The organism is Sphingobium sp. MI1205 (assembly GCF_001563285.1).
Lineage (GTDB): Bacteria > Pseudomonadota > Alphaproteobacteria > Sphingomonadales > Sphingomonadaceae > Sphingobium.
Genome location: NZ_CP005188.1, coordinates 2,871,662 through 2,890,738, shown reverse-complemented (window position 1 = coordinate 2,890,738; position 19,077 = coordinate 2,871,662). Strand labels below are relative to the sequence as shown.

Annotated in this window: 18 protein-coding genes and 1 pseudogene; 7 read left to right on the top strand and 12 right to left on the bottom strand. The window is 63.6% G+C overall.

The genetic code is table 11. From position 1 onward, the window contains the following. Positions 1–20: 20 nt before the first annotated feature. Both K663_RS14295 and K663_RS14290 read left to right on the top strand, forming a co-directional pair. The gene (locus K663_RS14295; RefSeq protein ID WP_062118913.1) at positions 21–464 is read left to right on the top strand and encodes a cupin domain-containing protein; all 444 of its coding nucleotides are present in this window, start codon (positions 21–23) and stop codon (positions 462–464) included. A 26-nt stretch (positions 465–490) separates the two neighbouring features. After that, positions 491–1,495, top strand: coding sequence for a S66 peptidase family protein (locus K663_RS14290; RefSeq protein WP_062118910.1), 1,005 nt, complete (start codon positions 491–493; stop codon positions 1,493–1,495). Between the two features lie 12 nt (positions 1,496–1,507). Here K663_RS14290 and K663_RS14285 read toward each other — a convergent pair whose 3' ends face one another. Genes K663_RS14285 through K663_RS14275 form a run of 3 tightly spaced genes read right to left on the bottom strand, consistent with a single transcriptional unit; the run spans position 1,508 to position 2,854 of the window. Then, the gene (locus K663_RS14285; RefSeq protein WP_062118907.1) at positions 1,508–1,867 is read right to left on the bottom strand and encodes a hypothetical protein; all 360 of its coding nucleotides are present in this window, start codon (positions 1,865–1,867) and stop codon (positions 1,508–1,510) included. 55 nt (positions 1,868–1,922) lie between these two features. Continuing rightward, complete coding sequence (locus K663_RS14280) at positions 1,923–2,390, bottom strand: hypothetical protein (protein ID WP_062118905.1); 468 nt, start codon at positions 2,388–2,390, stop codon at positions 1,923–1,925. Next, entirely contained in the window at positions 2,387–2,854 is a 468-nt protein-coding gene (locus K663_RS14275; RefSeq protein WP_062121003.1) for a copper chaperone PCu(A)C, read from the bottom strand. Before K663_RS14275 ends, K663_RS14280 begins: the two co-directional genes overlap by 4 nt. A gap of 174 nt (positions 2,855–3,028) precedes the next feature. Between K663_RS14275 and dnaK the strand changes: the two genes are divergently transcribed. The 3 genes from dnaK to aat all read left to right on the top strand — a co-directional run bounded on the left by dnaK (position 3,029) and on the right by aat (position 7,297). Then, complete coding sequence (gene dnaK / locus K663_RS14270; RefSeq protein WP_062121000.1) at positions 3,029–4,927, top strand: molecular chaperone DnaK; 1,899 nt, start codon at positions 3,029–3,031, stop codon at positions 4,925–4,927. A gap of 127 nt (positions 4,928–5,054) precedes the next feature. Continuing rightward, on the top strand, positions 5,055–6,191 hold the full coding sequence (gene dnaJ, locus K663_RS14265) for a molecular chaperone DnaJ (protein ID WP_062118903.1): 1,137 nt from the start codon (positions 5,055–5,057) through the stop codon (positions 6,189–6,191). Between the two features lie 353 nt (positions 6,192–6,544). Beyond that, positions 6,545–7,297, top strand: coding sequence for a leucyl/phenylalanyl-tRNA--protein transferase (aat, locus tag K663_RS14260; RefSeq protein ID WP_062118901.1), 753 nt, complete (start codon positions 6,545–6,547; stop codon positions 7,295–7,297). A gap of 35 nt (positions 7,298–7,332) precedes the next feature. On the opposite strand, the pseudogene K663_RS24905 reads toward aat, so the two are convergent. The 4 genes and pseudogenes from K663_RS24905 to K663_RS14240 form a co-directional block, all read right to left on the bottom strand. After that, positions 7,333–7,503, bottom strand: a pseudogene (locus tag K663_RS24905) (DUF2155 domain-containing protein); the annotation flags it as partial. 242 nt (positions 7,504–7,745) lie between these two features. Beyond that, a complete protein-coding gene (locus K663_RS14250) occupies positions 7,746–8,144 on the bottom strand; it encodes an NADH:ubiquinone oxidoreductase subunit NDUFA12 (protein WP_062118898.1) in 399 nt (132 codons plus the stop codon). 50 nt (positions 8,145–8,194) lie between these two features. Next, positions 8,195–8,722, bottom strand: a complete 528-nt coding sequence (locus K663_RS14245; protein WP_062118894.1) for a DUF192 domain-containing protein — start codon at positions 8,720–8,722, stop codon at positions 8,195–8,197. Positions 8,723–8,792: 70 nt separating this feature from the next. Next, positions 8,793–9,317 (bottom strand): regulatory protein RecX, encoded by a 525-nt coding sequence (locus K663_RS14240; protein WP_062118891.1) that lies wholly within the window; start codon positions 9,315–9,317, stop codon positions 8,793–8,795. Positions 9,318–9,518: 201 nt separating this feature from the next. Here K663_RS14240 and K663_RS14235 point away from each other — a divergent pair, with 201 nt between their 5' ends. Continuing rightward, on the top strand, positions 9,519–11,240 hold the full coding sequence (locus K663_RS14235; protein ID WP_443019009.1) for a fatty acyl-AMP ligase: 1,722 nt from the start codon (positions 9,519–9,521) through the stop codon (positions 11,238–11,240). Positions 11,241–11,364: 124 nt separating this feature from the next. Next, positions 11,365–13,662, top strand: coding sequence for a putative bifunctional diguanylate cyclase/phosphodiesterase (locus K663_RS14230; protein ID WP_062120996.1), 2,298 nt, complete (start codon positions 11,365–11,367; stop codon positions 13,660–13,662). Here K663_RS14230 and K663_RS14225 read toward each other — a convergent pair. The 5 genes from K663_RS14225 to cysS form a co-directional block, all read right to left on the bottom strand. Continuing rightward, positions 13,659–14,408: a ParA family protein gene (locus K663_RS14225; protein ID WP_062118888.1), complete on the bottom strand. Its 750-nt coding sequence runs from the start codon at positions 14,406–14,408 to the stop codon at positions 13,659–13,661. The two genes, K663_RS14230 and K663_RS14225, sit on opposite strands and share 4 nt — an antisense overlap. Positions 14,409–14,518: 110 nt before the next feature. Then, a complete protein-coding gene (locus K663_RS14220; RefSeq protein WP_062118885.1) occupies positions 14,519–15,244 on the bottom strand; it encodes a cupin domain-containing protein in 726 nt (241 codons plus the stop codon). Between the two features lie 169 nt (positions 15,245–15,413). Further along, positions 15,414–16,784, bottom strand: coding sequence for a class II 3-deoxy-7-phosphoheptulonate synthase (locus K663_RS14215; RefSeq protein WP_062118882.1), 1,371 nt, complete (start codon positions 16,782–16,784; stop codon positions 15,414–15,416). Positions 16,785–16,927: 143 nt separating this feature from the next. Then, positions 16,928–17,284 (bottom strand): Rap1a/Tai family immunity protein, encoded by a 357-nt coding sequence (locus K663_RS14210; RefSeq protein WP_201026640.1) that lies wholly within the window; start codon positions 17,282–17,284, stop codon positions 16,928–16,930. A 107-nt stretch (positions 17,285–17,391) separates the two neighbouring features. After that, the gene (gene cysS / locus K663_RS14205) at positions 17,392–18,909 is read right to left on the bottom strand and encodes a cysteine--tRNA ligase (RefSeq protein ID WP_145902280.1); all 1,518 of its coding nucleotides are present in this window, start codon (positions 18,907–18,909) and stop codon (positions 17,392–17,394) included. Between the last annotated feature and the right edge of the window lie 168 nt (positions 18,910–19,077).

The following is a 19,077-nucleotide window of genomic DNA, read 5'->3' as shown; positions in this document are numbered from 1 at the left end:
CAGACGGAGGACAAGGATCCATGCCCAAGATCGACCTTGAAGCCATCGAGCAGAGTAACAGCACCGGCTACCCGCCCCCATTCGCCGCAGCCGTGGGCGGGCGCTGGGTGCGAAGGCTGGGCCGTCACAGCGGGCTTGCGGATTTTGGCGTCAGCCATGTCGTGCTGAAACCGGGCGCTGCATCCTCGCAGCGGCACTGGCATGAGGATGAGGATGAATTTGTCGTCCTGTTGAGCGGCGAGGCCGTGCTGGTGGAGGATGAAGGCCGCATTTCCATGCGCGCAGGCGACATGGCCGCCTTTCCCAAGGGCGAGCCCAATGGCCATCATCTGGTCAATGAAAGCGAAAATGATTGCGCGTTCCTGGCTTTCGGACGCGTGCCGACCGGCGACGCGCATTACCCGGACATCGACCTTCGATGGTCCGGGGGTGCCTATCATCGCAAGGACGGGAGCGCCTTTTGAGCGGGTCCGCAGGATTGGACAGGCGCATGATGCTGGCGGGCATGGGCGGCGCGCTGCTCGCGGCCAAGGCCCCGCCGCCGCTCGTGACCAAGCCGCCCCGGCTGCGTCCGGGAGACACGGTAGGGCTGATCGAACCGGCGGGCTTTACTGACGACGCGTTCGACCTTGCGTTGGTCATGGAGACCGTCGCCGCCATGGGGCTTAAGCCAAAGCCCGCAAGGCATCTGATGGAGCGATATGGTTATCTGGCGGGCAAGGACGCTGATCGCGGGGCGGACGTCAATGCCATGTTCGCCGACCCGGATGTGCGGGCGGTGTTCGCCGTGCGCGGCGGATGGGGAAGCGCGCGCATCCTGCCCTATCTGGATTTCGCCACCATCCGCGCCCATCCCAAGCTGCTGGTCGGGTTCAGCGACGTCACCGCCCTGCATCTGGCCTTTGCCGCGCGGGCGGGCTTTGCCACCATCCACGGTCCCAATGCGGCGAGCAGCTGGACCCAGTTCAGCTGGGACGCCTTTCGCGCTGTCGCCTTCGACGGCGCAATGCCCACGCTGGTCAATCCGCAAGCACAGGAAGATCGGCTCGTGCCTCTGGGCGGCCGCATCCGCACCTTTCGCGGCGGGCAGGCGAGCGGGCGCTTGCTGGGCGGTAACCTGACGGTGCTGGCGGCGCTGATGGGCACGCCCTGGCTGCCGGATTTCAGCGGCGCGATCCTGTTCCTTGAGGATGTGGGCGAAGCGCCCTACCGCATCGACCGGATGCTGACGCAGCTGTCGCTGGCGGGTGTGCTGGGCAAGGTGGCTGGCGTGGTGTTTGGCCAGTGCGCCAGATGCAACGCGGTCGATGCTTCCTATGGTGGCTTCACCCTGTCGGAGGTGTTGCAGCAGCATCTTGCACCCCTGGGCGTCCCCGCATTCCAGGGCGCGGCCATCGGTCATGTGGCGAACCAGTTCAGCCTGCCTTTGGGCGTGCGTGCGGAAATCAATGCCGATGCGGGCAGCATCCGCCTGCTGGAGGCGGCGGTGCGCTGATGGCGCGCTTTTTCAGTCTTTCTTGCCGGATGGCTGAACATAGGCCCCTCGGCCATCGGGCGGGATCAGCGTGTCATCCTTGACGGTCAGCGTCAGCGTTTCAAATCCCGGTTCCGGCACATCCTTCGTCTTTTCAGAGGTCAACAGCACCACTCCGTCCTTCTCCTGCCAGCGCCCCTCGGCGAACAGGTCCAGCGCCCCATAGACGAGATACCATTGGAAGCGTCCGTCCGGGTGGAGCAGCAGTTCCGACCCCGTCTCCATGACGCCGCGCAGATAATAATGGCCGGGGCGCTCCGCCGGTTGGACGTCAGCCAGCGCGGGCGTGGTGAGGAACGCGACCAGCGGCAGGATGGGGGCAAGGATGCGCATCGCCGCACATTAGCGTAAATTCGCAGAGAAATCTTCGGGCATGGCCGCCGGACATTCAGCAGCCAGCGGCGAACGGCAGCAGCGCTTCATAAACGTCCAGTGGCGGCTTGCCTTCGACCGCGGCGCCCCTGCGCATCAGAAAGGCGTGGCGAACGATCTCTGCCTGCTGTTCCAGCCCGTAACGGTGGAAAGGACGCCCCGGCACGATCTCATAACCATAGCGGCAGAAAGGGTGCCGCATCAGCGGCAGATACCATTTGCCGCCCCTTTGCGCCTGCCACACATGGGTCATCTCATGGATGAAATGACCCTGAAGGTGCAGCGGCTGTTCGCAAAAGTCGGCGCAGAACATGCCGCTTGCCGGATGGAACCACAGGTCGCCGTCGGGCGCCATGGTCACACGGCTCGGCTGGAGCGGCCACCATTTGCGGTTGTGCGCCCGCACGCGACCATAGGCGATGGCATCGCCGAAAATCGACCGGGCGAGTGCAATCTCCGCAGAGGTTAGCGCGCGGCTCGTCAATGCGGCTTCGGCTCTTCCTTGGGCGCGGGCGCGGGCGCGCCGGGTTTCTGGATGGCGGCGTCCACCAGCAACCGGTCGCCATTGGCAAGCAGGAAGGTGAAGGTCATCTTGCCCCGGCTGATCGCCGTGTCATTGACGCCCCAGATCATCAGATGCTTGCCGCCCGGCGCGAAGGCGACCTTGCCCTTGGCGGGGATGTCCACCGAATCGATCTTCTGCATCATCATCATGCCGTCATGGTTCATGCTCTCATGCATCTCGACCCTGAGCGCATAGTCGGTCAGCACGCCGCGCAACTGAGTCGCGGCATCCCCGCCATGCGCTACGAAATAGCCAGCCGAGGGCGTGTCCTTGTTGGGGCTGAGGCGTACCCACGCCTGATCGATATAGGTCGGGGCAGGATCGCCGCAGGCGGCCAGCGCGAGCGGGGCGGCCAGTGCGATTAAGGATAGGGATGCGCGCATGATCAAGCTTTCGTGACTGTCTCGTTTCCGGTCGGTCGCCACGCTAATCGCAGCCACTTCTTGTGCCAAGAAAGATCGCGCCTATATCCCATGCGCAAACCGGCCTTGCCTTGGCGCTTTCGTGAGGTATTGGGCCGTCAACCGCTGAATGAATTGGGGTTCAAAGAGGACGAGATGGGAAAAGTAATCGGCATTGACCTTGGCACCACCAACAGCTGCGTTGCTGTAATGGATGGCGGCAAGCCCAAGGTGATCGAGAATGCGGAAGGCGCGCGCACGACGCCGTCGATCGTCGCCTTCACCAAGGATGGCGAACGCCTGATCGGCCAGCCTGCCAAGCGTCAGGCCGTCACCAATCCGGACAACACCGTTTTTGCGGTAAAGCGCCTGATCGGTCGCCGTTTCGACGACCCGACGACGAAGAAGGACATGGAACTGGTCCCTTATTCGATCGTGAAGGGTGGCAATGGCGACGCGTGGGTCAATGCGGGCGGCAAGGATTATTCGCCTTCGCAGATTTCCGCCTTCATCCTGCAAAAGATGAAGGAAACCGCCGAGAGCTATCTGGGCGAAACGGTCACGCAGGCGGTCATCACCGTCCCCGCCTACTTCAACGACGCCCAGCGTCAGGCGACCAAGGACGCGGGACAGATTGCGGGCCTGGAAGTGCTGCGCATCATCAACGAGCCGACGGCTGCCGCGCTCGCCTATGGCCTCGACAAGCAGGATGGCAAGACCATCGCGGTCTATGACCTTGGCGGCGGCACCTTCGACATTTCCATCCTGGAGATCGGCGACGGCGTGTTCGAAGTGAAGTCGACCAACGGCGACACCTTCCTTGGCGGCGAGGATTTCGACGCCAAGCTGGTCGAATATCTCGCCGAGGGCTTCAAGAAGGATGAGGGCATCGACCTCACCAAGGACAAGCTGGCGCTCCAGCGTCTGAAGGAAGCGGCCGAAAAGGCGAAGATCGAACTGTCGTCGGCACAGTCGACCGAAGTCAATCTGCCCTTCATCACCGCTGACCAGAATGGTCCCAAGCATCTGGTGAAGAACATCACCCGCGCCGATCTGGAGCGGCTGGTGACCGACCTGATCAAGCGCACTATGGATCCGTGCAAGAAGGCGCTGGCCGACGCTGGCATCTCCGCCAGCGAGATCAGCGAAGTCGTCCTGGTCGGCGGCATGACCCGCATGCCCAAGGTGCGCGAGGCCGTGAAGGAATTTTTCGGCAAGGAACCGCACACTGGGGTCAACCCCGACGAAGTCGTCGCCATGGGTGCGGCGATCCAGGCGGGCGTGTTGCAAGGCGACGTCAAGGATGTGCTGCTGCTCGACGTGACCCCGCTGAGCCTCGGCATCGAGACGCTGGGCGGCGTGTTCACGCGCATGATCGATCGCAACACGACCATTCCCGCCAAGAAGAGCCAGGTCTATTCGACCGCTGACGACAATCAGCAGGCGGTGACGATCCGCGTCTTCCAGGGCGAGCGTGAAATGGCGGCGGACAACAAGCTGCTCGGCCAGTTCGATCTGGTCGGTATCCCGCCCGCACCGCGCGGCGTGCCGCAGATCGAAGTCACTTTCGACATCGACGCCAACGGCCTGGTCAACGTCCATGCCAAGGACAAGGGCACCGGCAAGGAACAGCAGATTCGCATCCAGGCGTCGGGCGGCCTTTCGGACTCCGACATCGAACAGATGGTGAAGGACGCCGAGCGTTTTGCCGAGGAGGACAAGAAGAAGCGCGAATCGGCCGAGGCAAAGAACAACGCCGAAAGCCTGGTCCACACCACCGAGAAGCAGCTTGAAGAGCATGGCGACAAGGTGGACGCGGGCCTCAAGTCCGAGATCGAAACCGCGATCGCAGCGACAAAGTCGGCTGTTGAAGGTGGCGACGTCGAAGCGATGAAGGCCAAGGCGCAGGAGCTTGCCCAGGTGGCGATGAAGCTGGGCCAGGCCATCTATGAAAAGGAACAGGCCGGTGCCGCGTCGCCCGGGGCCGAAGCACCCAAGGCGGATGATGATGTCGTCGATGCCGAATTTTCGGAAGTGGACGACAACAAGGCTTGAACCTGATGCTGAATACCCGTCATTCCGGTGTAGGCTGGAATCTCTCTCCTTCTCGTGATCTGATGCCTGTGGACGAGAGAGGTCCCGGTCTTTGCTGGGGTGACGGGCAGAGCGGGCGGGGGCCCCAATGAGTACTGAACTGGATTATTACGCACTGCTCGAGGTAGAGCGCACGGCTGACGCCACGACGATCAAGAGCGCCTATCGCAAGCTGGCGATGAAATATCACCCGGACAAGACCGGGGGATGCAGCGACGGCGAGGCCAGGTTCAAGGCGGTGTCCGAAGCCTATGAGTGTCTGAAAGACCCGCAGAAGCGCGCGGCCTATGACCGTTTTGGCCATGCCGCCTACACCAACGCGCAAAATGGCGGCGGCGGTGGCGGATTCAACGGACGCGGCGCGGGCGGCTTTTCCGACCTGGGCGATATTTTCGAGACGATCTTCGGCCAGAGCGGCTTTGGCGGTGGTGGCCGTCAGGCGCAGCGGCGCGGCGCTGACCTGCGCTACGACATGGAGATCACGCTCGACGAAGCCTATCATGGCAAGCAGACCGAGATAGAGATCGAAGTATCCGCCGCCTGCGAAAGCTGTGACGGATCGGGCGCGCAGCCGGGCACCGGGGTCAAGAATTGCGGCACCTGCGGCGGCCATGGCCAGGTGCGGGCGCAGCAGGGATTTTTCGTGGTCGAGCGCACCTGCCCCAGCTGTCATGGCGCGGGCCGAGTGATCGAAGCCCCTTGCCGCACCTGTCGCGGCGAAGGGCGGGTGGACAAGCCCAAGACGCTGTCAGTCAATATTCCCGCCGGCGTCGATGACGGCACGCGCATCCGCCTGTCGGGCGAAGGCGAGGCAGGCGCGCGTGGCGCGCCAGCGGGCGACCTCTACATCTTCCTGCATGTGAAGCGGCATTCGCTGTTCGAACGCGATGGCACGACGCTTTTCTGCCGTGCGCCGGTCAGCTTCACCACGGCGGCGCTCGGCGGCTGCATCGAAGTGCCGGGCCTTGATGGCCAGCGGCACGAGATCAGGATCCCCAGCGGCATCCAGTCAGGCAAGCAGATCCGCCAGCGCGGCGCAGGCATGCCGGTGCTGAACGGCCGGGGTCAGGGTGATCTGGTCATCCAGGTCGAAGTGGAAACGCCGACCCGGCTCAGCGCAAAGCAGCGCGAATTGCTCGAAGCATTCCGTGACACGGAAACCGGCGAAGAATGCCCGCAATCGAACGGCTTTTTCAGCAAGCTGAAGGAATTGTGGGGCGAATGACGCTCCCGTTTTGTGGATCATGTGAAGGCCGGGGGCGAGGGCGCTTCCCGGCCTTTTGCATTGGGCGGCGTGCCGTGGGTAATCAGTTGGTCTATCCACGCGCTGGCTGCGCCGACCTTATTCCCCCTCCCGCCAGCGGGAGGGGGTTAGGGGGTGGGCCTGCACAAGGTTGCGACGGCCCACCCCGCTGCGACTAAATTCGCTCCGCTCATCAAGTCTCGCTGCCCCTCCCGCCAGCGGGCGGGGAATGAGTAAACTGCCGATCCGTCCGCCACCCCTTCTGCCATGCCAACGGCGCCCAATCGCAAAGTGGCCCTAGCGCCCCGGCGCGCTGCCCGCTAAGCCTTCACCTGATGACGATCGACCCTCTGGTCCTGTTGCAGGCCTATGCCATCGGCGTGTTTCCCATGTCCGACGATCGGGATGCCGACGAGGTCTACTGGATCGAGCCGAAGCGGCGGGCGATCATGCCGCTGCATGGTTTTCACCTGTCCCATTCGCTGGCCCGGACGATCCGGCGGGAGCGGTTCCGGGTGACGGCCAATCGCGACTTTGGCGGCATCGTCTCGCTGTGCGCGCAGGCGGCGGAAGACCGGCCATCGACATGGATCAATCGAGAGATCGAGCAGACCTATCGTCACCTGCACGAGATCGGCTTTGCCCATTCGGTTGAGGTCTGGGACGGCGAGGAACTGGTGGGCGGGCTTTACGGCGTGGCGCTGGGCCAGGCCTTTTTCGGCGAGAGCATGGTGTCGCGGCGGACCGACGCGTCAAAGGTCGCCATCGCCTGGCTGACGGCCCGGATGCTCTTTGCCGGTTTCACCCTGCTCGATTGCCAGTTCATGACCGAACATCTGCGGTCATTGGGCGCGATCGAGATCAGCCAGCGCGATTATCTGGGATTGTTGGAAGGAGCGCTGGGCGGCGTGTCGCTGGGCGCGGGAAGGTCCGTGCTCGCGGACGGCTCCGGTTCCTGGGCGGAATTGGCATTCGCGCCGCTGGCCGGTGATGCGCCGACGGGACGTTCGCCCTTGCCGCCCAGTTTCACCGTGTCGGGTCCGCTTTCGGGCCAAGCCATCGTGCAACTCTTGACCCAGACGTCATAGATCGGGTGCTGCACCACATTGCGATCGGGCCGTTCCTTGAACAGCCAGCCGGAAAAGTTGCGCCGCCATTTATTGTCGGCGGTGCTGCGGACATCCAGCTGCACGAAGGCCCCGGTTTCCTGGACATTTTCCCAAGGCGCGCTGGTCTCACACGCTTGCAGGCGAACGATCGCATCACCCGCGCGCAGGGCGTCGCCCGGCTTCATGGTGAGGTCGGTGGTGATGCCGTTGCGCTTGTTGAGGAGGCCGATGACGGCCACACGCTCCTCCATGGGCGTGCCGGGCAGCCCGGATGACCCGCCGTTGCGGATCTTCTCGCCCTGTATCTTCACCGGGCCAGTCTGATTGGCGGTCGGGATATCGTCGCTGCACCCAGCCAGCATCGACAGGGAACCAAGTATCGACCCAAGGCGCAGGATCGGCAGGACCGTCCCCGCCCGACGCCGAATCATGATGCGTCGGGACTCCACGCTTCATAGTCCCCGGTCGCGCGCTGGCGCTGGCCGCCCTTTTCCAGCGCACCCGAAGGGCGGTAGGCATTGGCCGTGCCCGTCGCATTCGGGGTATAGTCGCGTTCCCATATGCGCGCAGGAGGCAGGAAGCTTTCCGGCGTCCCATCAATTGTGTGATGCAGCCAGCCATGCCATTCGGACGGCACGCGGCTGGCGTCGTTCCCGCCGTTGTAGATCACCCAGCGGCGGGCGTGGCCGTGGACGTCCGTGCCGCCTTCATAATAGATATTGCCCTGATGGTCTTCGCCCACCTTCTTGCCTTTGCGAGAGGTGTAGAGTGCGGTGCCGATGGTCGCGCCATTCCACCAGGTGAAGATATTGGCCAGGATTCCCATGGGGCTTGCGCTTAAGCCCGAGGCAAGGGATTGGCAAGGCGGATATGGCGTCAGCGCGCCTGCGCCGGGCAGAAATCGACGCCCGGATGGCTCTTTTCCGCCGGGTCGGCGCACCGGCCCCAGGAGACGCGATCCCCCTCCGCTATGCCAAGCTCCGCCGCCCGCCCGCCGCGCAGTTCAAGGACGGCGGCAACGGGAACGCCTGCCGACACAGGTTCGCGGGAATAGGGTTCGGTGTTGGCGGCGATAAAGGCGATGCTGCCATCGGTGCGGATGAACAGCATGTCCAGCGGGATGACCGTATTCTTCATCCAGAAACTGGCGATGCGCGGCGGATTCATCGGGAACAGCATGCCCCCGTCGGCATCCAGCGACTTGCGGAACATGAGGCCTTGTGCCTGCTCCTTTGCGGTGAGGGCTGTTTCAACAGCGAAGCGATGAGTGCCCTTCGCGCCCTGTATCATGAGCGGGAGAAGGGCACTCTGCTGCGTCGCGGCCGCGGGGGCCTTTTCGGATGTGGGCGCTGTCTGGGAGCAGGCGGCGAGAAGGGCGAGGAGCAGGGTGGGGATGATCCGCATGCCGATGGGTTAGCCTATCGGCAGGGGCGGACGCCACAGTTTCTGTTCGCGCAGCTTCGCGTTAACCCCCTTATTCCTGCGGCTCCGGCGGCTCGCCGGGGACAGCGTCGGTCCAGCGGCGCGCCATGGCATAGCTGTGGCCAGCGCGCAGGAAGGCTGCGATCCATTTTTCGCGCTGCCTGGGATCAGGCCTCGCCTGCGCATAAGGGCCGAGGCGCTTGCGGCGGGCGAAGCGTTCTGCGGCTGCCCAGGCCTCGCCCTGCGTATTGGCGTCCGCTTCTTCGCGATCAGCTTCGGCGATGCCGTCTGCGCGCAGGGTGTCGGTCACGCGGCGGGCGCCATAGCCCCGCCGGGTCAAGGAAGCGCTCTTCATCACGGCGAAGCTGCGGTCATCGACATAGCGCAGTTCGGCCAGCCGCTCGACGAGGACGTCCGGCTGCGGCGCGCCTTCGCCCGCCCATCCGCGTTCCTGCAACTTGCGGTTGAGATAGGTCAGCAGCTTCGCCCTGCTGGTCGCAAAGCGGCTGACATAGCGCAAGGCCATATCGCGCATACTGTCGCTATCAAGCGGAGGACGGGGCCGTTTGCCGGTCATATGAGCGCCTTCATGGCTACCGTTTATGCAACTGCCGCCTTGATTATGCCACAGTGGGGCCGGAATTTTACCGCGCCTTGTGATGTAGAAGGCGACACTGGAATGCAACTATCCGGTGCATCCGTGCTGCAAAGATGATAGCGGGCCGCCCGGATGACAAGATTGACATTGGGTGACACCAATATGACGGGTTCGCAAAGCATGATCGCACCTACGCCGACCAATGACGTCCTTCCGCGGCGATTTTCCGATTTCGGAACGCTGGGCGAAGCGCTCGACTATGCGGCGCAGGGGCAGCGCGGCCTGAATTTCCACGACGCGCGTGGCAATCTGGCGCGGCCCTATCCTTTTTCCGAATTGCGGGACGACGCGGTCGCCTGCGCTCATCGGCTGATCGCTCATGGGGTGAAGCCGGAAGATCGCGTTGCGCTAGTGGCCGAGACCGGTCCCGACTTCGCGCAGCTTTTCTTCGGTATCATTTATGCTGGCGCATGGCCCGTGCCGCTGCCGCTGCCGACCAGCTTCGGCGGCAAGGAAAGCTATATCGACCAGCTGAATGTCCAGCTGTCGAGTTGCGACCCGATGCTGTTCCTGTTCCCCAAGGAACTGGAGGAGATGGCCGGAGAGTCTGGCCGTCAGAAGAATGTCGAAAGCATCGCGTTCGAGGATTTCATCGCGCGCGATGTCATCCCTGCGGACTTGCCACAGGCGCAGCCGCATGAAATCGCCTATCTGCAATATAGCAGCGGTTCGACCCGTTTTCCGCATGGCGTGGCCGTCACGCACCATGCGCTGCTGAGCAATCTCGCCGCGCACAGCCATGGCATGGAATTGCAGGACAGCGATCGCTGCATCAGCTGGCTGCCCTGGTATCATGACATGGGTCTGGTCGGCTGCTTCCTGTCGGTCGTCGCCAACCAGGTATCGACCGATTACATGAAGACCGAGGATTTTGCGCGTCGCCCGCTGGCGTGGCTTGACCTCATCAGCCGCAATGAAGGCACGTCGATCAGCTATTCGCCGACCTTTGGCTATGACATTTGCGCCCGCCGCATGTCGAGCCAGACCAAGGCGCAGGACCGGTTCGACCTGTCGCGCTGGCGGCTGGCCGGCAATGGCGCGGACATGATCCGGCCGGATGTGATGCAGAGCTTCGTCGATGCCTTTGCCGACGCGGGTTTCAGCCCCAGGGCGTTCCTGCCCAGCTATGGCCTGGCGGAAGCGACGCTGGCCGTCACGATCATGCCGCCGGGCGAAGGCATCATCGTCGAGTTGGTCGAGGAAACCGACCTGTCCGGCGGCGACGCGACCGAGGGGCGTCCGCAGCGCTTCCGCTCCATCGTCAACTGCGGCAAACCCGCGCGCGACATGATCGTCGAAATTCGCGACGAGGATGGAGCGAAGCTGAACGAGCGGCAGATCGGCAAGGTGTGGACCACTGGTCCCAGCCTCATGGTCGGTTATTTCCGTGACCAGGAAGCGACCGACGCCTGCATGGCCGACGGCTGGCTGGACACGGGGGACATGGGTTATCTGAGCGACGGCTATCTCTATATTGTCGGCCGCGCCAAGGACATGATCATCATCAACGGCAAGAATCACTGGCCGCAGGATATCGAATGGGCGGTGGAGCAGCTGCCCGGCTTCAAGCAGGGTGACATCGCCGCCTTCGCGATCACCACGCCCGGTGGCGAGGAAGCCCCCGCCGTGCTGGTGCATTGCCGGACCTCCGACAATGATGAGCGCACGCGCCTGCGCGACCAGATCCGTGAACGGGTCCGGGCGATCACGGGCATGAACTGCGTCGTGGAACTGGTGCCCCCGCGCACCCTGCCGCGCACCAGCTCCGGCAAGTTGAGCCGGTCGAAGGCGCGCAATCTCTACCTGACCGGCGAAATCCGGCCCTACGACATCGCCGCCTGACGCGGCGCCATCGCTGGATTGTTACGGATTGCTAACCGCTCGTTGATAGAACGGGCGCGTGGAAAGCCAAAAAGCCAGTCCCGCCAATGAATCAGCGCAACAGGTGCGCGTGCCGCTACGTGCGATGATGGGCTTTCCCGCGTCGCACGTAAGCGCGGGCCTGATCGTGATGAGCGCGCAGCTGCGTTCCGCCGATAACGTCGCGCCGTTGCGGCTGGCGATGAACCTGTTCGGGATTGCTTTCCTGTGGCGGGTTTTCGGCAGCCAGCTGTCCGCCATGATATTGGCGCCATGGAGCGCCGCTTTCGTCATCCTGACCAGCGTCAATTTCCTTTCGGCGGCGCGGCGCAAGGGCCGGGCGCGGCACCAGGCTGCTGCACGGGACCTGCACAGGCATGGCGTGCTGGCTTTGTGCGAAGGGCTCTTGTGGGCGGGGTGCATCCAGCTGCTGTCGTTGCATGGCGATCCGTCGCAGGTCGTGGCGATCTGGACGCTTTTCAGCTGTGTCATGGTGTGTGGCGCGATCAGCTATATCGCGACGCCACTGTCCACCACATGTTTCCTGTTGCCATGCATGTTGGCGCTGCCTGCATTGTTCGACGAAACGGGCCAGTTTCCTTTGCTGCTGCTCGCGACCGGATATGCGCTGCTGCTGCTGGTCGGCTGCTTCTTCTACGCGCGGATCTTCGCCCGCGAACATAGCGCCAGCGTGCAGCTGGAGGAAAAGAGCGAGGTGGTGAGCCTGTTGCTGCGCGAGTATGAGGATGGCGGTTCCGACTGGCTGTGGCAGACGGACGCCACCCGGCGTCTGAACGGCGTGTCGGTGCGCCTTGCCGAGAGCCTGGGGCGGGAGCCTGCGCATCTTGAAGGCATGCTGCTGGTGCAGGCACTGGCGGGCGAGGCTTGGGAAACCGGCGATTTCCATGCGGGGTTGCATAGCCTGGCGGACCAGTTGAAACGCCGCGAAAGTTTCAGCAACCTGGCCGTCTCGGTCGAGGTGAAGGGAGAAATGCGTTGGTGGGAACTGTCCGCTTCGCCGCGTCATGGCGATGATGGACGCTTCCTCGGCTTCCGCGGCGTCGGGTCCGATATCACGTCCCAGCGCGAGTCCGCCGACAGGATCGCGCAGCTGGCCAGCTTCGATTCCCTGACTGGCTTGCCCAATCGCACGCATTTACGCGATGTGCTGGATCGTGCGATGGCGGAGACTCGCCAGCGCTCGCCCGGTTGCGCGTTCCTGATGATCGACCTCGACAGGTTCAAGGCAGTCAACGACACGCTTGGCCACCAGATTGGCGACAAACTTTTGAGCCAGGTCGCGCGGCGGCTGCGGCACATCTGCACGGGACCGGAATTTTGCGGGCGGATCGGCGGTGACGAATTTGCCGTGGTGATCCCCCGGCTGTTCGACGAGCATGCCGTATCGCGGCTCGCGGGCGCCATTATCGGCGGACTGTCCGTGCCTTACCAGGTCGATGCGCACATGCTCTATATCGGCGCATCGGTGGGATCGGCGGTCTCGTCCACCGACGGCGGCGATTCCGAAGCGCTGATCCGCAGCGCCGACCTGGCGCTCTACCGCGCCAAGGGGGAGGGCGGCGGCATTCACTGTGCCTATGAACCGCAGCTTCACGCCCAGGCGGAGGAAAGGCGGCGGCTGGAACTGGCGCTGCGTGAAGCACTGGACGGGAACCAGTTGCATGTCGTCTACCAGCCGGTAGTCGACGCCGCGTCCAGCGAGATCCTTGGATTTGAGGCGTTGTTGCGCTGGACGCACCCCGAACTCGGCCCGGTTTCGCCTGCGAAATTCGTCCCGGTGGCGGAGGACGCCCGCTTGATCGGGCCAATCGGCGAGTGGGTGTTGCGCACGGCCTGCGCGGAAGCGGTGCGCTGGCCCGCCCATGTGCGCGTCGCCGTCAATGTGTCGGCCGAACAGCTGGCGCATCCCAGTTTCGTCGCGGCGGTAGTGTCCGCCCTCGCGCAGAGCGGACTGGAGGCGCAGCGGCTGGAGCTGGAAGTGACGGAAAGCGTGTTCGTCAATGCGGACACGGGCGCCATCAAGATATTGGATCAGCTTCTGACGCTTGGCATCCATCTCTCGCTCGACGATTTCGGCACCGGCTATTCGTCGCTGGGCTATCTCAGCCGCACGCGCTTCAACACGATCAAGATCGACCGCAGCTTCGTGGTCGGCGCGTCCCAGAAAAAGGCGGAGAGCCTGGCCATCATCCGCGCCGTGGTGACGCTGGCCGACAGCCTGGGGATGGCGACGACAGCCGAAGGCGTCGAAACGGAGGCCGAACTGGCCATGGTTCGGGAATTGGGCTGCCGAAAGATTCAGGGCTATTATTTCGGCCGCCCGATGCCTGCGGCGGAGGCGGCTGCGCTATTTCCGGCGGATCAACTGCGCGCTCGGGCCTAGCGCGTCTGTAATTGCCGTTCGATGCCTGTCCACATGCTGGCGAAGGCCTGGGCGGACGGCGAATTGGCGGCGAAGGCGCCCAATGGCTTGCGGCGTACGGCCATCTGTTCAACGGCACTCGCCATGGGGATGGCGGGCCAGCCGGGCTGGGCCTCGATCGCGGCGCGATGGAGCGCACGGCGGCGATCGACCATGGAATATACGGGCATGATCGGCGGATGCGTGCCGCCGCGCTGCACCAGATAGCGGGCGACTTCCCCCATGGCGCGCTGGGCGAGGGGCGAGGGGATGACCGGGATCACGATCATGTCCGCGGCGCGCAGCACCTGCTCGCTGGTTTCAGTCAAACCGGGGGGACAGTCCAGGATGATGCGGTCATATTCTTTGCCAAGGCTTTCGATCAGCTTGGCCAGCCGCTTCTTCTTGTCCATCTCGCGGAACAGGTGGTCGAGGCTGCGCAGCGATGTGTCGGCGGCGATCAGATCGAGACCCGCCACCGTCGAAGGCTGGATCAGCTTGCGGACATCGACATCCTTGCTGAAGATTGCCTGCGCGGCGTCGCGGCTTTCAGCATCGGTCGACAGCAGCCAGCTGGACGCCGCCTGTGGATCAAGATCCCACAGCAGCGTGCGCCTTTTCGAAATGTTGGCCGACGCCCAGGCGAGATTGATCGCGAAGGTGGTTTTGCCAACACCCCCCTTGAGGCTGTAGACGGCGATGGTCGCCAACTGCGGTTCCTTTGCCATGAGCGGAGGCTATATTGCTGCACCGCGAAAGCAAGCGCCCAATCATGACATTGTTACGCCCATGTGACGGGCCGCGCGGCGGAAGGGGGAGGCAGGGCCGCGCAGCCCTGTCAAATGGGGCGATAGATGGCGTAGACCTTTTTCACATGTTCCCGGCTTTCCCAGCTGCAATGTGCGCCCTGCTCGACCAGGAAGATGTCGCCCCTGGCAAAGCTGCCCTCACGGCCAGCACCATCGACGAAGGTGACGCTGCCTTCCAGCAGGTGCATCAGTTCATAGTGGCGGTACGGCATGGGCAGGCGGTGATAGGGTGTCGAATCCCACGTGCCGCAGACAAATTCCCCATCGCCCGACCGATAGTCGGTAAAATTGCGGCAATTGGGGGTGGGGCCGACCAGCAATTCGGCAAGCGGCGCGCCTGAAGGTTCTAGAGGCGCGCTCTCATCGATGGGGATGATGGCCGGCTCAGCATCGGGGCTGCCGTTGCGGCGCATCGCGATCAGGCGCGCGCCCTCGCGTGAGGACCATGCGAAGCCGGTGCCTTTGGTCACGACAACGCTCTGGTGTGGCGCAATCTGGGTCGTGCTGTCGCTGGTCTCCAGTGTCAGCGCTCCGTCGATCAAGATGAGGAATTCATCGTCCGGCAGGTTCTGGACCCGGCCGCGCCCCTGGGGCAGGGCGATCAGATAGACCGAAACTGGCCCCTGGGGCAGGTCAAGGGCGGCGCGGCTGGCAAGAAACGGGTCGCCATGGCCATCTGCCGCTATCGTGGCGGCGCGCGCAAAGGCGCGCAAATCCCGAAAACTATGCGTTTCGATCGCCACTGCTTCGGTCATGATGGTCCCTTCAACGCCAGTAATTATGTGCTGGATGGAACCGGATGATAACGTGTGGAGAGCGACATATTCCGCTCAACGCGCGGGATTGTGCGCATGGTCATGCCGTAAAAAAATCCCGCCGCGAACAATCGTCGCGGCGGGACTGTTTTTCTCGACTGCAAAGGGATCAGGCCGCGGCCCGGCGTTCCTTCAGTTCCTCGTTCAGCATTTCCGCCAGCAGGAACGCCAGTTCCAGGCTCTGTGCGGCGTTGAGGCGCGGGTCACAATGCGTGTGGTAGCGGTCGGCCAGCCCCTCGTCGGTGATGGCGATCGCGCCACCGGTGCATTCGGTCACATTCTGGCCGGTCATTTCGGCATGGATGCCGCCGCCGAAGCTGCCTTCCGCGCGATGAACGGCGAAGAAGCCGCGGACCTCGGCCAGGATGCGGTCGAACGGCCGCGTCTTGTAGCCGTTGGCCGCCTTGATGACGTTGCCGTGCATCGGGTCGCAGGACCAGACCACCGGATGGCCTTCGCGCATCACGGCACGGACCAGCTTGGGCAGGCCCGCCTCGATCTTGTCATGGCCATAGCGGGTGATGAGCGTGATGCGCCCGGCCTCACGGGTCGGGTTCAGCACGTCAAGCAGGCGGAGGAGGGCGTCCGGCTCAAGGCTGGGACCGCACTTCATGCCGATCGGGTTGCCGATGCCGCGCAGATATTCGACATGCGCCGATCCTTCGAACCGCGTGCGATCACCGATCCAGAGCATGTGCGCGGATGTATCGTACCAGTCGCCGGTCAGCGAATCCTGCCGTGTCAGCGCCTGCTCATAGGGGAGCAGCAGCGCTTCATGGCTGGTGTAGAAGCTGGTTCCACCCAGTTGCGGCACCGTTTCAGGCGACAGGCCGCAGGCGCGCATGAAGTCGAGCGCCTGCCCGATCTGATCGGCGACGGCATCGAACTTCGCGGCCAAGGGGCTGCGGCCCATGAAATCGAGCATCCAGCCATGCACGCGGTCAAGGCTCGCATAGCCGCCGGTCGAAAAAGCGCGCAGCAGGTTGAGCGTCGCAGCCGACTGATTATAGGCGCGCACCATCCGCTCAGGGTCAGGCTCGCGCGATTCCGGGGTGAAACCGATGTCGTTGACATTGTCGCCGCGATAGCTGGGCAATTCCACCCCGCCGATCGTTTCGGTATCGGCCGAGCGCGGCTTGGCGAACTGGCCCGCCATGCGGCCGACCTTCACGACCGGCAGCTTGGACGCGAAAGTCAGCACCACAGCCATCTGCAAAAGCACGCGGAACGTGTCGCGGATGTTGTTCGGGTGGAACTCGGCGAAGCTTTCGGCGCAATCGCCGCCCTGCAGCAGAAACGCCTCGCCATTGGTTACCTTGGCAAGTTCCGCTTTCAGGTTGCGCGCTTCGCCCGCAAAGACGAGCGGGGGAAACTGGCTGAGCTGGCCCTCCACGGCGGCAAGCGCCTCCGCGTCACGATAAAAGGGCATCTGAATGCCCTTATGCTCCCGCCAGCTTTCCGGCGTCCACTTCGCCGTCACAGTGAGTCTCCCAAAAATGCAAAAATAGGGGGCGCACCTACGATGATGAAGGGGCTAACGCAAGTTTATAGCTGTGGAAGGCGTTTTCGCGCCAGGGCGCGGAGGGTTAGCAGGGGCCGCGCAAGTCTACACTTCGGCCCGTGTTACTTCTCGCAAGGGTAACGCGCGTTGAGCGCGACGCTGACCAGCACCGACGCCGGGGCGCTACGCTGGTCGCGATAGCGTTCCAGATAGGTGATGACGATCCGCCGCACTTCGTCTGCTTGCAACTGGTTGGGCCAGCAATTGGGCTGGGCGCGGCCGATGAATACGTCCTTCTTTATGCCATCCACGGCCCCGACAATGTAAGCGGTGCAGGCCAGCGCATATTCCGGCGCCTTGTTGCGGCATTTGGCGAGCAGGGTGGTCCCGGTTTCGAACATGAATACCTGCGCGGTTTCAGCCGGGGCAGGGGCTGCCGCGGCGAACGCGGTCATGATCGCCAGAATGTGCAATTTCATGGTCGGAAGGTGCGCCGTTCTCGGCCTTCTGTCCAGCCCGGCTGGCGCAACATCAGCACCACCGGGCTGATTATGCCATCACCGTAACAGTTTGGTAAATGGCGATTTTACCCTAGATTAAGGCGCCATTCCCAGCGAAGGGGATCGCCATCCATCACTTCGATTCCGCGCGCGATCAGGCCGTCCCTGATTTCGTCGGACAGGGCGAAGTCCTTTTCGGCCCGCGCGGCCTGGCGGCGGTCGAGCGCGGCTTCGACCTCCTGGGTCGAAATCTGCACATCCTTGGGCTGAAGCCGCAGGTCGGCGCGGCTGAGCGTCAGCAGGTTAAGTCCGAGCGCCTGGTCGAAGGCTGCGAGCAGGCACAGCTTTTCATCGACTGGCACCTTCTTGAGCGCGATCGCCTCCTCAAGCAGCGGAAGCGCGCGAGGGGTCATGAGATCGTCGCTCAGCGCGGCGTCGAACTGTTCGAGCAGCGGCGCGAGCTTGGGGTGGAGATTGGCACGCAGATAATCGAGGCGCGGCGACTGCCAGGTGACGCCCTCCGCGCGGCTCTTGAGATTTTCGATGCCCATGACGAGGCGCTTCAACCGGGTAAGCGCGGCAGCGACGCCGTCGGCGCTGAACTCCAATTCGCTGCGGTAATGGGCGCCCAGGCACAGCAGCCGGTAGGCAAGCGGATGCACCCCCGCGTCGATCAGCGAGAAAAGCGTGGTGAAGCCGCCCTTCGACTTGCTCATCTTGCCCTGGCGATCGACCAGGAAGTTGTTGTGCATCCACCATTTCGCGCCCGTAAAGCCGGGCTGCGCGTCATTGCAGCCGCAATAAGCCTGATTCTGCGCGATTTCGTTGGGGTGGTGGATTTCGCGATGGTCGATGCCGCCGGTATGGATGTCAAACGGGTGGCCGAGCCGCGCCTCGCTCATCACCGAGCATTCAAGGTGCCAGCCGGGCGCGCCCTTGCCCCAGGGCGAGTCCCATTCCATCTGCCGCTGCTCACCCGGCGGGGATTTGCGCCAGATGGCAAAGTCGGAAGGGTTGCGCTTACCCGCGACCGGATCGATACGGGCATGGGCTGCGTCGTCCCGCCCACCGGCCAGCGCGCCATAATCAGGAACCGTGCTGCTGTCGAAATAGAGGCCGGTATCGAGTTCATAGCAATGAGCAGGCGCGATCTTCTTTGCGAACTCAATCATCTGCGGGACATAGTCGGTGGCGACGGTCCATTCGCTGGGCGCCATGATGTTGAGATCGGCGATATTGCGCTTGAAGGCGTCGGTATAGTGCGCCGCTATGTCCCATATGCTCTTCGCCTGCGCGCGGGCGGCGGCCTCCATCTTGTCGTCGCCAGCGTCGGCGTCGCTGGTCAGGTGGCCGACATCGGTGATGTTGATGATGTGGGTGACGTCCAGCCCCTTCCACAGCAGCGTGCGGCGCAGCGTGTCGGTGAAGACATAGGCGCGCAGGTTGCCAAGATGGGCGTAGTTATAGACGGTGGGACCGCAGCTGTAGACGCGGGCATGGTTCGCTTCGATCGGGGCGAAGGGTTCGACCATGCGGGTCAGGCTGTTGAAAAGCCGAAGGGGCGCGTCGGCATGCTGTTCGGCGGGGGTGAACTGGTCGCTCATGGGGCAAGCCATGCGGCGGTTCGCTGCGGGCGTCAACTGGTGGGGGCGTGGTTGGAGGAGCAAGCGGAAAAGACTTTATCGTCGCCCCAGCGGACGCTGGGGTCTCGCCGAGGTCACACGTTATCGCCTGCGATCCCAGCTTTCGCTGGGATGACGGCAAGGACCAAC

Coding starts and splice junctions, on each gene's coding strand:
- K663_RS14230 (WP_062120996.1), top strand. CDS start 11,365: ATGATGGGCTTTCCCGCGTCGCACGTAAGCGCGGGCCTGATCGTGATG.
- K663_RS14225 (WP_062118888.1), bottom strand. CDS start 14,408: ATGGCAAAGGAACCGCAGTTGGCGACCATCGCCGTCTACAGCCTCAAG.
- K663_RS14210 (WP_201026640.1), bottom strand. CDS start 17,284: ATGAAATTGCACATTCTGGCGATCATGACCGCGTTCGCCGCGGCAGCC.
- K663_RS14290 (WP_062118910.1), top strand. CDS start 491: ATGATGCTGGCGGGCATGGGCGGCGCGCTGCTCGCGGCCAAGGCCCCG.
- aat (WP_062118901.1), top strand. CDS start 6,545: ATGACGATCGACCCTCTGGTCCTGTTGCAGGCCTATGCCATCGGCGTG.
- dnaJ (WP_062118903.1), top strand. CDS start 5,055: ATGAGTACTGAACTGGATTATTACGCACTGCTCGAGGTAGAGCGCACG.
- K663_RS14250 (WP_062118898.1), bottom strand. CDS start 8,144: ATGGGAATCCTGGCCAATATCTTCACCTGGTGGAATGGCGCGACCATC.
- cysS (WP_145902280.1), bottom strand. CDS start 18,909: ATGAGCGACCAGTTCACCCCCGCCGAACAGCATGCCGACGCGCCCCTT.
- K663_RS14295 (WP_062118913.1), top strand. CDS start 21: ATGCCCAAGATCGACCTTGAAGCCATCGAGCAGAGTAACAGCACCGGC.
- K663_RS14220 (WP_062118885.1), bottom strand. CDS start 15,244: ATGACCGAAGCAGTGGCGATCGAAACGCATAGTTTTCGGGATTTGCGC.
- K663_RS14245 (WP_062118894.1), bottom strand. CDS start 8,722: ATGCGGATCATCCCCACCCTGCTCCTCGCCCTTCTCGCCGCCTGCTCC.
- K663_RS14275 (WP_062121003.1), bottom strand. CDS start 2,854: ATGCGCGCATCCCTATCCTTAATCGCACTGGCCGCCCCGCTCGCGCTG.
- K663_RS14285 (WP_062118907.1), bottom strand. CDS start 1,867: ATGCGCATCCTTGCCCCCATCCTGCCGCTGGTCGCGTTCCTCACCACG.
- K663_RS14235 (WP_443019009.1), top strand. CDS start 9,519: ATGATCGCACCTACGCCGACCAATGACGTCCTTCCGCGGCGATTTTCC.
- dnaK (WP_062121000.1), top strand. CDS start 3,029: ATGGGAAAAGTAATCGGCATTGACCTTGGCACCACCAACAGCTGCGTT.
- K663_RS14240 (WP_062118891.1), bottom strand. CDS start 9,317: ATGACCGGCAAACGGCCCCGTCCTCCGCTTGATAGCGACAGTATGCGC.